Source organism: Vicinamibacteria bacterium (assembly GCA_035570235.1).
GTDB lineage: Bacteria > Acidobacteriota > Vicinamibacteria > Fen-336 > Fen-336 > DATMML01.
This window is the reverse complement of record DATMML010000024.1, coordinates 1-15,822: the sequence shown is the minus strand read 5'-3', so window position 1 is coordinate 15,822 and position 15,822 is coordinate 1. Positions and strand designations below refer to the sequence as shown.

Genomic DNA, 15,822 nt, shown 5'->3' with positions numbered 1-15,822 from the left:
GGACGAGCAAGTGAAGATCCGCGGCTTCCGCGTCGAGCTGGGCGAAATCCAAGCCGCCCTCGCCCGCCATCCCGCGGTGCGCGAATGCGTAGTGACGGCCCGGGAGGAAGACGGCGATCGGCAGCTCGTGGCCTACGTGGTCTGGCGGCCAGGCCAGAAGCGCCGCCCGGGCGACCTGAGGAGATTCCTGCAAGAGAAGCTCCCCGGGCACATGGTCCCGGGTGCGCTCGTGTCCATAGATGCCCTGCCCATCTCCCCCAACGGCAAGATCGACCAGCGGGCCCTGCCTGCGCCCCCGGAGACGCGGGCCGGATCGATGGAAGGGTGGGTCCCCCCGCGCACGCCCATCGAAGAGGGTCTGGCCGAGATCTTTGGGCGGGTCCTCGGGGTGGAGGCAGTGGGCGTTCACGACGACTTCTTCGAGCTCGGCGGCCACTCTTTGCTAGCCACCCGTGCGATCTCGCAGTTGCGAAGCACTTACCAGGTCGAGCTGCCCCTGCGCGCGCTCTTCGAGGACCCGACGGTCGAGGGCCTGGCCCGCAGGATCGAGGCGGCCCGGGGCCGCGGGGGGGCCCCGCCCGCCCCGGAAATGCGGCCGGTCGGACGCAACCGGGATCTGCCGCTCTCCTTCGCTCAACAGCGGCTGTGGTTCCTCGATCAGATGGGCGCGGGAGCGGCCTACAACATCCCCCTGTCCCTTCGGCTTCAGGGTCGCCTGAACCTGGGCGCCCTCGAGGGCAGCCTGAACTCGATTATCTCGCGCCACGAGGCCCTTCGTACGACGTTTCCGGCGGTGGAGGGACGACCTGCACAGGTCATCGCTCCCGAGCTCGAGCTGCGCATGGCCACCGCTGACTTCGGCGGCCACCCAGAGTCGGAGCGGGAGCGTGAGGCCCGGCGGTTCGCGGTCTTGGAGGCAGAGCGACCCTTCGACCTCGCTACAGGCCCCCTTGTGCGGGCGACCCTCCTTCGGCTTGCGGAGGAGGACCACGCCCTGCTCCTGACCATCCATCACATCGTGGCCGACGGCTGGTCCATGGGAGTGCTCACCCGGGAGCTGGCGGCCCAATACGCGGCGCATTTAACGGGCGGGCAGGCGACGCTGCCGGAGCTAAGCGTCCAGTATGCGGACTTCGCTCATTGGCAGCGAGGGTGGCTGCAAGGCGAAGTCCTTCGGGAGCAACTCGGCTACTGGCGGCAGCGGCTCGGGGGCGACCTCCCCCGGCTCGAGCTACCCACGGACCGCCCCCGGCCCGCGGTCCAGACCTATCGGGGCGGCATCCGGTCGATCTCCTTCCCCCCCGCGCTCGCTGAGGGGCTCGCTACCCTTTGTCGGCGCGAGGGGGCGACGCTCTTCATGAGCCTGCTTGCCGGCTTCAAGGCCCTGCTTCAACGCTACACGGGGCAGGACGATGTGGTGGTGGGCTCACCGATCGCAAACCGCAATCGCATCGAGACCGAGGCCCTGATCGGGTTTTTCGTCAACAGCCAAGCCCTGCGCACGAGCATGGCCGGGAATCCATCCTTCCGGGATCTGCTCACGCGGGTCAAAGAGACAGCGCTCGGCGCTTACGATCATCAGGATCTGCCCTTCGAGACGCTGGTGGACGAATTGGGCCTGGGGCGCGACCTGAGCCAGAACCCGATCTTCCAGGTGGTCTTCGCCGTCCAAAACGCGCCTTGGGAGCCCCCGGAACTGCCCGGCCTGACCTTGAGTCCTTTCCTGTCTGAAGCCGCCGTCACCCGTTTCGACCTGGAGGTCCACGTCTGGGAGCAGAGGGGGGTTCTGACCGCGGCCTTTTCTTATAACGCTGACCTCTTTGACGCCGCGACCGTGGACCGCATCGGCCACGGCTGGCTCACCCTCCTGGAGGCGGCGTGCGCGCGGCCGGAGACGCGGATTGGGGCGCTTCCGCTGCTGGGTGCGCAGGAGCGGGAAGAGGTTCTGGGGCTGGGGGTAGGTGACCGGGCGGCGTACCCGCGGGAATCCACGGTGCACCGGGAGTTCGAGGCGCAGGCTTTTCGGACGCCGGATGCGGTGGCGGTGGTGTGGGGGGGGGAGCGGCTGACGTACTCCGAGCTGGACCGGCGGGCGAACCAGCTGGCGCAGCGCCTCGTGCGCGCGGGAGTCGCGCCCGGGGCCCGGGTCGGAATCTGCGTCGAGCGGTCGCTGGACCTGGTGGTGGGGTTGGTGGGGATTTTGAAGGCAGGGGGGGCGTACGTTCCCCTGGACCCCGACTATCCCCGGCCGCGTCTCGCTTTCATGCTGGCGGACGCCCGTCCGGCCGCGCTTCTGACCCAGGAGCGGCTGCTGGGGCGGCTGCCGGTCGAGGACATTCCGGTCGTCTGCCTGGACCGGGACGATGGGATCGCGGCGGAGCCGACCGAAGCTCCGCGCTGGCGGGGGACGGCGGAGGATCTGGCCTACGTGACCTATACCTCCGGGTCCACGGGGGTTCCGAAAGGGGTCGAGGTCCGACATCGCGGGATCCTACGGCTCGTGCTCGGGGCCGACTACGCGCGGCTCTCGGCTGGGGAGACCCTGCTGCAGCTAGCCCCCGTGTCCTTCGACGCCTCGACCCTCGAGGTCTGGGGGGCGCTTCTTGTGGGCGGTCGGTGCGTGGTGTACCCGGACAGAGTTCCGACCACGGAGGAGCTGGGGCAGGTGCTGACCCGAGAGGGCGTGAGCACGCTCTGGCTCACGGCCTCGCTCTTCAACGCCGTGGTGGACGAGGCGTCGGAGGCGCTCCTGCCCGTTCGGCAGCTCCTGATCGGAGGGGAAGCGCTCTCGGTCGGCCACGTGCGAAAGGCTCAGGACCGCCTGCCGCGGACGCAGATCATCAACGGGTACGGCCCCACCGAGAGTACGACCTTTACCTGTTGTTACCCGATCCCGGCCGGGCTGCCGGAGGGGACGAAGTCGATTCCAATCGGGCGGCCGATCGCGAACACCGACGTATTCGTGCTCGATCCGGGCCTCGAGCCCGTGCCGGTGGGGGTGGCGGGCGAGCTGTTCATCGGAGGGGACGGGCTCGCGCGGGGGTACCTGAACCGGCCGGAGTTGACGGCGGAGCGATTCGTCCCGAATCCCTTCGGGGAGCGACCGGGGGAGCGCTTGTATCGGACGGGGGACTCGGCCCGCTGGCGGGGAGACGGGACGATCGAGTTCCTGGGCCGCCGGGACGACCAAGTCAAGATCCGGGGCTTCCGCGTCGAGCTGGGCGAGGTTCAAGCTGTGCTCGCCCGCCATCCCGCGGTGAAGGAATCGGTCGTTCTCGTCAAGGAAGGGCGGACGCCCGGCGACAAACGCCTCGTGGCCTACGTGGTCGCCGCGGCATCGGGGGGCGAAGCCGCCCACCGGGAGTCGGAAGGGCGGGAGGGGCGCGTGGACCAGTGGCGAAAGGTCTACGAGTCCGTCATCTATGACCAGATTGACAACGCAGGTCCCGCGGACCCGACCCTGAACCTTGCCGGCTGGAACAGCACCTACACGGGCCTGCCCATCCCAGAAGTGGAGATGCGGGAGCAGGTGGAGCAGGCGGTGGCGCGGATCCTCTCCGCGCGCCCGCGGCGGGTCCTCGAGATCGGCTGCGGGACGGGGCTTCTGTTGTTCCGGGTGGCGCCCCACTGCGAGCGCTACGTGGGGACCGATTTCTCGAATACCGCGATTGAGTACTTGCGGGGCCAGCTTGGCAGCGCCTCGGCCCTCCTTCCTCAGGTCGCGCTGCTGGAACGCCGGGCGGATGACTTCTCCGGCCTTGAGGCGGGCTCCTTCGACGCGGTGGTGCTGAACTCGGTCGTCCAGTACTTCCCGGACCTCGGCTACCTGAGGACGGTTCTGGAGGCGGCAGTGCGGGCTCTCGCCCCCGGCGGCCGGCTGTTCGTGGGCGATGTCCGCCATCTGCCCCTGCTGGAGACGTTCGCGGCCGCGGTGCAGCTCCACCAGACCCCCCCAGGGACCTCGAAGGGGCAGGTGCGGGAGCGGGTCCGGGACCACCTGGCTCAGGAGCAGGAGCTGCTTGTCGACCCCGCCTTCTTCGTTGCCCTCGCCCGGAGCATCTCGGGAGTCGCGGGCCTCCACGTTTCGCCCAAGCGTGGCCGGGCGCGCAACGAGCTCACCAAGTACCGGTACGACGCGGTCCTGGAGATCGGCCCCCCTCCGGAGGAGGAGCTGTGCACTTGGCTCGACTGGGAGGAAGACGGGTTGAACCTGCCCAGCCTCCGCCGTCTCCTTGCCGAGACCGAGCCCGGCACCCTCGGGGTCCTTCGGGTGCCGAACGCCCGTATCCGAGCGGATTTGGTCGCGGCGAGGTGGCTCGGCCGAGATGACGACGCCCCCCCGGAGGCCGACGACGGAGGGGGGGTGGACCCGGAGGAGCTCTGGGGCCTGGACGGCGAGTTGCCGTACCGGGTGGACCTGAGCTGGGGGAGTTCGCACCCGGAGGGGCGCTACGATGCGCTCTTCCGTCGTAACCGGTCCGAGAGCTTGGGGCCGCCCCGGTTCCCTCTCCCGCCGAGCCGGCCGGGGACCGCGCACGCCAACAATCCCTTGCAGGCGACCAAGGTGCGGGGTCTCGTGCCCGAGCTCCGCCGATTCCTGCAGGAGAGGTTGCCCGAATACATGGTTCCCTCGGCGTTTGGGCTTCTTGACTCGCTGCCCCTTTCGCCGAACGGGAAAGTGGACACGCGGGCCCTCCTCGCCCGCGACCTTGTACGCTGGGACGCCGAAGAGGCCTTTGAAGGACCGCGCACGCCCGTCGAAGAGGAGCTGGGGTTGATCTGGGCTCAGGTGCTGGGCCTTCCGCGGGTCGGGATTCGCGACAACTTCTTCGAGCTCGGCGGCGACTCGATCCTAAGTATCCAAATCATCGCCCGCGCCAACCAAGCGGGCCTGCGCCTGACGCCAAAACAGATCTTCGAGCACCAGACGATCGCCGAGCTGGCGCAGGTGGTGGGGACGTCGGCGGTGGTCGACGCCGAGCAGGGGCTCGTGACGGGGCCGGTGCCGCTCACTCCCATCCAATGCTGGTTTCTCGAGCAGGAGCAGGAGGAGGCCCACCATTTCAACCAGGCGGCGCTTCTGGAGCTCACGGAGGACCTTGAGGTCGGGGTGCTCGAGGAGGCGGTGAGGGCCCTCGAGGAGCACCACGATGCGCTGCGTCTGCGGTTTGAGCGGAGTGCCGGAGGGTGGCGACAGGAATTGGCGGGACCCCGGGGCGACACTTTCTTGCGCGTGGACCTCTCCTGGGCGCGGCTAGGCGAGGAGGGGCAGGCGGTCGAGGAAGCGTCCGCCGAGACCCAGAGGGGCCTGAACCTTGCCCAGGGGCCGTTGTGGCGAGTGGCTCTGCTGGAGCTGGGCGGCGGGCGGCCCCGCCGCCTCTTGATCGTGATCCATCACCTGGCCGTGGACGGCGTGTCGTGGCGCGTGCTCCTCGAGGACCTGGACACGGCCTGCCGGCAGCTTTCGCGCGGGGAGCGTCTGCGCCTGCCTCGCAAGACCACCTCTTTCCGGCAGTGGGCGGAGAAGCTCCGCGCGCACGCCGAATCGAAGGATTTGAGGGGGGAGTGGGAGTACTGGCGGGAGGTCCTCGATGCCGAAGGGCCTTCCCTGCCCAAAGACGGTCCTCCGGCCCTCGAGAACACCGCCGGAGCGACGAGAACGGTCGCCCGTGCGCTGGAACCGGAGGAGACGCGCGCGCTGCTCCAAGACGTGCCCGGCGTCTACCACACGCAGATCACGGATGTCCTGCTCACCGCGCTCGTGCGTTCGTTCGGCCGCTGGACCGGAAGAAGCCGGCTGCTCGTGGACGTGGAAGGCCATGGACGGGAAGAACTGTTCGAGGGGGTCGACCTGTCGCGGACCGTGGGCTGGTTCACCAGTCTCTACCCGGTACGCCTGGAGCTTGCGGAGGGCGGGGCGGCGGGCGAGGCGCTCAAGTCGGTCAAGGAGCAGCTCCGCGGGGTCCCGAGGCGCGGCATCGGGTACGGCCTGCTGCGGTATCTGGCGCGCGGGCAGCGGCTTTGGACCTCCCCCGGGGCCGAGGTGAGCTTCAACTACCTGGGCCAGTTCGACCAGGCGATGGGAGGCCTGGGCCTCTTCGCACCCGGCCGAGAGGGAGGGGGGGAGTCACGAAGCCCCAAGACCCAGCGGTGTCACCGCCTCGAGGTAAACGCGTTGGTGACGGGTGGCTCGCTCAGGGTTGGTTGGACCTACCTCGTAGGCGAGCACCTGCCGTCCACCATCGAGGCGCTGGCCCTGGGCTTTGAGGAGGAGCTGCGCGCCATTCTGGCCCATTGCCGCTCTCCCGAGGCCGGCGGGCACACGCCGTCTGACTTCCCCCTCGCGGGGATCGACCAGCCGACCCTCGACCGGGTGTTGAACGGGGACCCGGATGCCGAGGACGTCTACCCGCTCTCTCCTATGCAGCAGGGGATGCTGTTCCACACCCTTCTGGACCCAGCGGCGGGGGTGTATTTCGAGCAGCTCAGCCTCGAGCTGCAGGGTCCGATCGACGTGCCCGCCCTGGCACTTGCGTGGCAGCACTTGGTGGACCGCCATCCCGTGCTGCGCTCGCGGTTCGTGTGGGAGGGACTCGCCCGACCCCTGCAGGTCGTGCAGCGGAGAGCGGCCCTCGACTGGGAGGATCACGACTGGCGAGCACTGCCCGCAGCCAGCCAGAGGGAGCGGCTGGAAGAGCTGCTCGTCCGCGATCGCGGGCGCGGCCTAGACCCTGCGCGCTGCCCCTTAATGCGCGTGGCCCTGGTGCGCACCGCGGAGGAGACCCACCGGCTGATCTGGAGCTTCCACCACATCGTGCTCGATGGCTGGTGCCTGTCCCTGGTCCTGAAGGACCTGAGCATCGCCTACGACGGCCTCCGCCGCGGGGAGGCACCCAACCTGCCCCCCCTCCGTCCCTACCGGGAGTACGTGGGCTGGCTCGAGGGTCAGGACATGGCCCAGGCGGAGGCGTACTGGCGCGCGACGCTCAAGGGTTTCACCGCCCCCACCCCCCTACCTCTCGATCGCGCGCCCGGCCGCACGCACGAGACGGGAGCCGAGGTGGCCGGGCACGCCTTTCATCTCTCTTCCGCGGCCACGGCGGCTCTCAAGTCTCTGGGGCGGCGGTACCAGATCACGCTGAACACGATCGTCCAGGGAGCATGGGCGTTGCTGCTGAGCCGCTGGAGCGGCGAGCAGGACGTGGTGTTTGGGGTGAACGTGTCGGGCCGGCCCCCGGCCTTGCCGGGCGTAGAGTCCATGGTCGGCCTGTTCGTCAACACGCTGCCCATGAGGGTCAGGGTCCCGGCGGGGGCATCGCTTCTCGAGTGGCTGAGGCAGCTCCAGGCACAGCAGATCGAGCAAAGGCAGTACGAGTACAGCCCGCTCGTGAACGTACAGGCTTGGAGCGACGTGCCCGCGGGGCGGCCCCTCTTCGAGAGCATCTTCGCCTTCGAGAACTTTCCCCTGGACGCTTCCACTCGGCCGCTGGGTGCGGTGACGGACGTCCGCTATCAGGGCGTTACCAACTACCCCTTGAGCGTGATCGCCACCCCCGGGCCAAGGCTGTCCCTGAGAATCGACTACGACCGTCGCCGCATCGACCCAGACACCGTTGCCCGGTTGGAAGGGCACCTGACGATCCTGCTCGAGGGTCTAGCCGCTGACCCCGAGCGCTCCTTAGCCGAGGTCCCCCTGCTGACGGCGGAGGAATCGCGGCGCCTCGTAGTGGAATGGAACGAGACGCGCGTCGATTTCCCCGAGCACGCGTGCGTCCACCACTTGGTCGAGGCGCAGGTGGACCGCACGCCCGAAGCCCTGGCCGTGGTCGGCGAAGGCGGCGAGCTGACCTACGGAGAACTCGACCGGAAGGCGAATCAGCTTGCCCACCACCTGCTTGCCCTGGGTGTGGGCCCCGAGACGCGGGTGGGCCTCTGTCTGGAACGTTCGCCGGAGCTCGTGATCGCGTTGCTCGCCGTCCTCAAGGCGGGCGCCGCCTATGTGCCCCTCGATCCAGCCTACCCCTCGCAGCGCCTGGCTTTCATGCTGGCGGACGCCGAGGTGGCCGTTCTCCTCACCCAGCACCGCCTGGCGGGGCAGCTGCCGCCCGTCCAGGTGCCGCTCGTGTGTTTGGACAGTGGCTGGGAGCCGATTTCGAGAAGGAACTCCACGAGGCCAGCCGTCGGAGTGATGCCCGAGAACCTGGCCTACCTCATCTATACCTCCGGCTCCACCGGCCGGCCCAAGGGCGTGATGCTCCCACACCGGGGAGTCGTGAACTACCTGCATTGGGCCGCGCGGACCTATGCCGCCCCCGGAGCGAAGGGCGCGCCCGTGCACTCCTCGTTGGCATTCGACCTCACCGTCACCAGCCTGTTCTGTCCGCTGCTGGCGGGGCAGAGCGTTGTCCTCTTGCCCGAGGACGGTGACGTGCAAGCGCTCGGTGCCGCCCTCCGGACCGGCCACGACTTCGCCCTGGTCAAGATCACGCCTGCCCACCTCGAGCTCATCGGCCACACCCTGAGCCCGGGGGAGGCCGCAGGTCGCGCCCGCGCCTTCGTCATCGGCGGGGAGGCGCTCTGGGCGGAAGGCCTCTCCTTCTGGCGCACGGCCGCACCCGGGACGCGCCTCATCAACGAGTACGGACCCACGGAGACGGTGGTCGGTTGTTGTGTGTACGAGGTCCCCCCGGACTTGCCGCGATCGGGGGCGGTACCCATCGGCCGGCCCATCGCCAACACGCGCCTATATGTACTCGACGCCAACCTGCAGCCGGTGCCCGCGGGCGCGGTGGGCGAGCTGTACATCGGTGGCGCGGGCCTGGCCCGCGGCTACTGGGAACGCCCGGATTTGACCGCGGAACGGTTCATCCCAGATCCGTTCGGCAGGGAGCCCGGCCAGCGCCTCTACCGCACCGGGGACTTGGTCCGGCTTCGCCCCGACGGCAACCTCGAATACCTGGGCCGCCGGGACAGCCAGGTGAAGCTCCGGGGCTTCCGCATCGAGCTCGGGGAGATCGAAGCGGTGCTGGGCCTCCACCCCCTCGTCCGGGAGTCCGTGGTCCTGGCCCGGGAGGACAGCCCCGGCGACCGGCGCTTGGTGGCCTACGTCGTGCCCGCGCCCTTGTCGGCCCCTTCGGTGGCGGAATTCCGCGCGCACCTGAGGGAGCACTTGCCCGAACACATGGTCCCGGCCGCGTTCGTCATGCTGGAGCGCCTGCCCCTGACCCCGAATGGGAAAGTGGACCGGAGGGCGCTGCCCCTGCCCGAGGGGCGGATCGGGCTCGAGGAGCGCTTCATCGCCCCCCGCAGCTCGGCCGAGCAGACGATCGCGGCCGCGTGGCGGGACGTGCTCAAGATTGAGCGAGTGGGTGTCCAGGACAACTTCTTCGACCTCGGAGGGCACTCCCTCCTGCTGCTCCAGGTGCACGCCAAGCTCCGCCATGAGTTCCCGCGTCTTTCGGTCGTGGACCTGTTCCGCTATCCCACTGTGAAGGCCATGGCCGCCTACCTTTCGGAGGAGGGAAGAGAGGCGAAACCGCTGGCGCGAGGGGGCGAAAGCGACCGCGCGAGAAGCACGGCGCGCACGGAGGGAGTAGCCATCGTCGGGATGGCGGGCCGTTTCCCGGGAGCCCCGAGCCTCGATGTGTTCTGGAGGAACTTGCGCGAGGGCGTGGAGAGCATCAGCTTCTTCACTAACGACGAGCTTCGAGAAACCGGGGTCCCACCGGAGGTGCTGCAGGACCCGAGGTACGTCAAGGCGCGGGGGGTGCTGGAAGGCGCCGAGCTCTTCGACGCGGGGTTCTTCGGCTACAACCCGCGGGAGGCGGAGGTCATCGACCCCCAGCAGCGGGTCTTCCTGGAGACGGCCTGGGAGGCGCTGGAGCGCGCGGGCTATGAGGCAAGGAAGTACCCGGGCACGATCGGCGTGTACGCGGGCGTTGGCCTGAACACCTACCTGAACCCGCTTGCCCTTAGCCCCGACGTCCTGAGCGCAGTGGGCGGCTTCGGCTCCGTGCTCGGAAGCGACAAGGATTTCCTGGCCACCCGGGCGTCCTACAAGCTCGACCTCAGGGGGCCGGGGGTGACCGTGCAGACGGCCTGTTCCACCTCGCTCGTGGCCGTGCACCTCGCCTGCCAGGCCCTGGCCTTCCACGACTGCGACATGGCGCTGGCGGGTGGAGTCTCGATCGCCGTGCCCCAGAAGACCGTCTACCGCTACGAGGAGGAGGGCATCCTCTCCGCCGACGGCCACTGCCGAGCCTTCGACGCCCGGGCGCAGGGCACCGTGGCGGGGGCGGGGGTGGGCGTGGTCGTCTTGAAGCGGCTGGAGGACGCGCTGCGGGACGGCGACAGCATCGAGGCTGTGATTCGAGGCACCGCGATCAACAACGATGGCTCCAACAAGGTCGGTTTCACGGCGCCCGGGGTCGAGGGCCAGGCCGAGGTGGTTGCTCTGGCCCAGACGAGGGCGGGGGTGGAGCCGGAGACGATCAGCTACCTGGAAGCGCACGGGACGGGCACCGCGCTCGGGGACCCCATTGAGGTGGAGGCCCTCACCCAGGTGTTCCGGGCGTCCACGGATGAGAAGGGGTTTTGCGCCCTCGGGTCGGTGAAGACGAACGTGGGCCATCTGGATGCAGCGGCGGGCGTGGCGGGGCTGATTAAGACCGTGCTGGCCCTTCGGCACCGTGAAGTCCCGCCCAGCCTGCACTACGAGCACCCCAACCCCAAGATCGACTTCTCGGAAAGCCCCTTCTATGTGAACCAGCGGCTGCAACCGTGGAACACGAAGGGGGTGGCCCGGCGCGCGGGTGTGAGTTCGTTCGGTATCGGAGGGACCAACGCCCACGTGGTGCTGGAGGAGGCGCCCTCCCTACCGGAAACGGGCCCCTCGCGCCCGTGGCAGCTCCTCGTATGGTCTGCGCGCAGCGACGCCGCGGCGGAGGAAGCCACGACCCGGCTCGCGGAGCACCTGAGGCACAACCCCGGTCTGGACCTGGCGGACGTGTCCTGGACGCTCCAGGTCGGGCGCCGTGAGTTCGCCCATCGCCGGGCGGTGGTGGTGCGGGATACGAGCGAGGCCGCGAACGTCCTTTCCCCGGCCGACCCCAAACGCTTGTTGGTCGGCACTGCTCCAGAGCGCGGGGAGGTGAGCCTGGCATTTCTGTTCCCCGGACAGGGGGCGCAGCACGTGGGGATGTGCGCGGAGCTCCTTCGCCACGAGGAGGTGTTCCGTTCCGAGCTCGATCGCTGCGCGGAGATGCTCGTCCCCGAGCTAGGGCTCGACCTGCGCGAGCTGTTGAATCCCCGGGGGGACGAGGAGAAAGCGGCCCGGCGTCTTCGCGAAACGCGGTTCACCCAGCCCGTGCTCTTCAGCGTCTCTTGGGCCCTCACCCGGCTCTGGGATGCTTGGGGAGTCCGCCCGTCAGCGATGCTTGGCCACAGCGTCGGGGAATACGTGGCCGCATGCGCATCGGGGGTGATGTCGTTCGAGGACGCGCTGCGACTAGTGGCGATCCGGGGAGCGCTCATGCAGGCGCTGGCCCCCGGAGCCATGACGGCGGTGGGACTGCCCGAGGCGGAGATCCGCGCGCTCCTGGACGGGGCCTTGGACCTTGCCGCCGTGAATGGGCCCCGCGAGTGCGTCGTCTCTGGACCTGAGGAAGCGGTGGCGGCGCTGGAGGCACGCCTCGAGTCGAGGGGGCTGCCCTGCGAGCGTCTGGCCACGTCTCACGCGTTTCACTCCGCGATGATGAACCCGATCCTGGAGCGTTTCCGGGAGGCGGTGGAGAAGGTGGAGCTTCGGGCACCCCGCATCCCCTTCGTTTCGAACCTGACCGGAACCTGGATCCGGCCCGAAGAAGCAACGGACCCGACCTACTGGGTCCGGCACCTACGGGGGAGTGTGCGGTTTTTCGATGGCCTCGGGGAGCTGCTCAGGGGGCCGCGGCGGGTTGTGATCGAGGTCGGCCCCGGGCAGGCGTTGGCGGGTCTGACTCGCCGCCATCCCGCGTGCTCACCGGATCAGATCGTCCTGTCATCCGCACGTCATGCCCAGGGTGGACGATCGGACGAGGAAGCGCTGCTCGTGACCCTGGGGAGGCTTTGGTTGGCTGGTGTCGATGTCGACTGGAGGAGTCACCGGGCCGGCGAACGGCGGCGCCGGTTGGCCCTCCCGACATATCCCTTCCAGCGGCAACGGTACTGGCTCGACCGGAGCCAGCTGGCCGCCCCCGTACCGACGGTCGTCGCGAAGAAGGGCCTGGAGGACTGGTTCTACGTGCCCTCGTGGAAGCGGAGCCGCCCGGCCTTGGAGGTTCCGGCCGCGAGCAGGCCTTGGCTCGTCTTGGCCGACGAGTGCGGTCTCGGGGTCGGCCTCGTGGGGAGGCTACGCGAGCGGGGTCAGGAGACGGTCGTGGTCACTAGGGGCCCTGCCTATGAGCAACTGGCGGGGGGCGACTTCCGCATCCAGGCGGGGCGGAGCGAGGACTATGGGACGCTCGTCCGCGAGCTGGCAGGTCAGGGTAGGCTCCCCGGCCACGTCGTCCATCTCTGGGGTGTCACTCCGAAGGGTCTCCCCCTTCCTTCCTTTGAGCAGAGCCAAGACGTCGGCTTGTTCAGCCTGGTCTCCTTCGCCCAGGCCCTGGGCCTCCAGGGGGTGGAGCAGCGCGTGCAGTTCTCGGTGCTGACGAGCCAAATGCAGGAGGTGAGCGGCGAAGGTCTCGCGCATCCGGAGAAGGCGACCGTGCTCGGCCCCTGCCTGGTCATCCCCCAGGAATACCCCGGACTTCGCTGCCGGAGCATCGACATCGTTGTTCCTAGTTCCGGCTCCTGGTCGAGTGAGGAGCTGGACGCGATCCTCGCTGAGTGCGGGGAGGGAACGGAGGACGCAGTTGTGGCGCTCCGGGGCATCGATCGCTGGGTGCGGAGCTTCGAGCCGGTGCGCCTGGAACGTCGTCGGGAGGGCGTTCCCGCCCGCTTGCGGGCGCGCGGTGTCTATCTGATCACGGGCGGACTGGGGGGCATTGGTCTCGAACTCGCCGAGTACCTGGCCCGGTCGGTGAAAGCGCGGCTCGTTCTCCTCGGACGCTCCGGCCTGCCCCCGCGGGCCGAGTGGGACGGCTGGCTGTCGCACGGCGACGGCGGGACCCGTCGAAGGATCGAAAGGGTCCGGACTCTGGAGGCCCTGGGGGCGGAGGTGCTGATCCTCCAGGCGGACGTGTCCCACCGGGCCGAGATGGAGGAGGCTCTCCGCCGGACCGAGGAGCGCTTTGGCTGCTTGAATGGGGTGATCCACGCCGCGGGGACGGCACCCGGCGGCGTCATCCAGCTAAAGGCCCGCGAGGTCGCGGAGGAGGTTTTGGCCCCTAAGGTAAAGGGGGCCCTGATCTTGGACGAGTTGCTGTCCGGAAAGCCGCTCGACTTCCTTGTGCTCTGTTCATCGCTGGCGTCGGTTCTGGGGGGTGCCGCGCAGTTCGACTACGTGGCGGCCAACGCCTTCCTGGACGCGCTCGCCCGCCGGAACATGTCGGGTCGCGGGCCCTTCACGGTGGCGATCAACTGGGACACCTGGGCTGAGGTCGGGATGGCGGTGGAGAGCACCGTGCCCGCGGACTTAGCCGAGGCGCGTCGCCAGACGCTCGGACTGGGGATCCTCTCGAGGGAGGGAGCCGAGGTCTTCGCCCGGACGCTCGACCAGCGCTTGCCCCAGGTGCTTACCTCGGTCGTGGACCTCGCCCCGCGGCTCGCGGCGGGAGCCGCGCCCCGCGCAGAGAGTCCCGCGTCGGGGGCGGGCCCGGCGGCCGCCCGCCACGCACGGCCCGATCTCTCGGATGACTACGTGGCGCCCAGGAACGAGGTCGAGCGGGCCATCGTGGAGATCTGGCAGCAGTACCTCGGCTTCGAGCGGATCGGAGTGCGTGACAGCTTCTTCGATCTCGGCGGCCATTCCCTGCTCGCGACCCGGATCGTCAACCGGTTACGGGAGACCTTCCAGGTGCCGCTCCGGCTCGAGGCGCTCTTCGAGGCTCCGACCGTGGCGGAGCTCGCGGCCGTGATTCTGGAAAGGGAGGCGCAACCGGGCCAGGCCACCGAAATCGCTCGGTTACTGGAAGGGGTGGGTGGGATGTCGATGGAGGAGGTCCGCGCGATCCTTCTGCAGGCGGAGCCGGGAGACCAGGCGTGAGCGGCAGCGATTCCCCGAGCCTCGCCGGCTTGTCTCCCGAGAAGCGCAAAGTCTTCAGCCGGCTTCTCAAGGAAAAGGGGATCGGGGTGCTTCCGACCGAGGGAGTTCCACGGCGGAAGGATGCCACCCAGTGGCCTCTCTCCTTCGCGCAGCGGCGGCTCTGGCTCCTCGACCGCCTGGAACCCGGCAGCCCCCGCTACAACGTCTTCAGCGCGGTGAGCTTGGGCGGCCGCCTCGATCTGGAAGCCCTGGAACGGGCCCTGACCGAGATCCTGAGGCGGCACGAGATCCTGCGTGCCCGCATCATCGATATGGCGGGGGAGCCGGTGCAGCGGATCGAACCCCTTGAAGCCGTGGCCCTACCCCTCACCGATCTCAGGGGTTGGCCCGAGGAGCAACGGCCATCCGAGCTGCGGCGGCTGGCAACCGAAGAGGCGCGGCTTCCCTTCGACCTCGCGCGCGGGCCTCTCATCCGCTGCTCGATCGTGCGGTCGGCGTCGGAGCAGCACACCCTCTTCTTGAGCCTTCATCACATCGTGTCGGACGCTTGGTCGCTCAGCGTCGTGCTCTACGAGCTAAGGGCGCTCTATGGGGCCTTCTCCGAGGGGCGGCCTTCTCCCTTACCGGAGCCCCTGATCCAGTACGCGGACTTCGCCGCCTGGCAGCGCGATTCGCTCTCGGGCGAGGTGCTGGAGCGACAGCTTTCCTACTGGCGGGACCAGCTGGCGGGGGCGGACTCCCTGAGCCTGCCCACGGACCGACCGCGGCCTCCGGCGCAGAGCCTTGCCGGGGCTTGGCACTTTCGGACTTTTGGCCCGGGTCTCCGCGAGGAGCTGAAGGCCTTCAGCCGGCGCGAGGGCGTCACGCTCTTCATGACGCTCCTGGCGGCCTTTCAGGCGCTGCTTCACCGTTACACCTGGCAGGTCGACATCTCCGTTGGATCGCCGGTGGCGGCCCGCACCCACGCCGAGCTCGAAGGACTCGTCGGTTTCTTCGCCAACATGCTTGTCTTTCGAACAGATCTCTCTGGCGACCCCTCGTTCCGTGAGCTGGTGGCGCGGGTGCGCGGCCTGACCATGGCCGGTTTTGCCAATCAAGAGGCACCCTTCGAGAAGCTGGTGGAGGAGCTGCGCCCGGAGCGCGACCTGGCCCGACACCCGCTCTTCCAGGTGGCATTCACCCTCCAAAACGCACCCCGGCCCGCCCCCCCGAAGCCAGGACTGACTTGGTCCGCGGGAGGCCTCGACAACGGGGTCGCCAAGTTCGACCTCACCCTGTACGTAACCGAGAGCGAAGACTCGCTGGCGGGGGCCTTCGAGTACAGCACCGAGCTGTTCGACGAGCCGACCGTAGCCAGGATGCTCGGGCACCTGGAGGAACTCCTCAAGGGGGTGGCGGGCCGGCCCCAGGCACGGCTCTCCGAGCTGCCACTTCTCGGTGAAGGCGAGGCGGGTCGGCTCCAGATCGAGGGGAACGCGCCTGCCGTCGAGTACCCGCGGGAGGCGACGGTAACGGAGCTTTTTGAGGGGCAAGTGGAGCGGACGCCGGATGAGTTGGCGGTGGTGTTTGGGGAGGAGCGGCTGACGTATCGGGAGCTGAACGCCCGCGCGAACCGGCTGGCGCACCGGCTGCGTGGC

General features: G+C 69.0%; 2 protein-coding genes. Both read left to right on the top strand.

Features of this window, described 5'->3' with window-relative positions:
• Positions 1–10 precede the first annotated feature (10 nt).
• Positions 11–14,185, top strand: coding sequence for an amino acid adenylation domain-containing protein (locus tag VN461_04045; protein HXB53930.1), 14,175 nt, complete (start codon positions 11–13; stop codon positions 14,183–14,185).
• A partial coding sequence (locus VN461_04040; GenBank protein HXB53929.1) for a condensation domain-containing protein occupies positions 14,182–15,822 on the top strand: 1,641 nt, incomplete at its 3' end. The genes VN461_04045 and VN461_04040, both read left to right, overlap by 4 nt.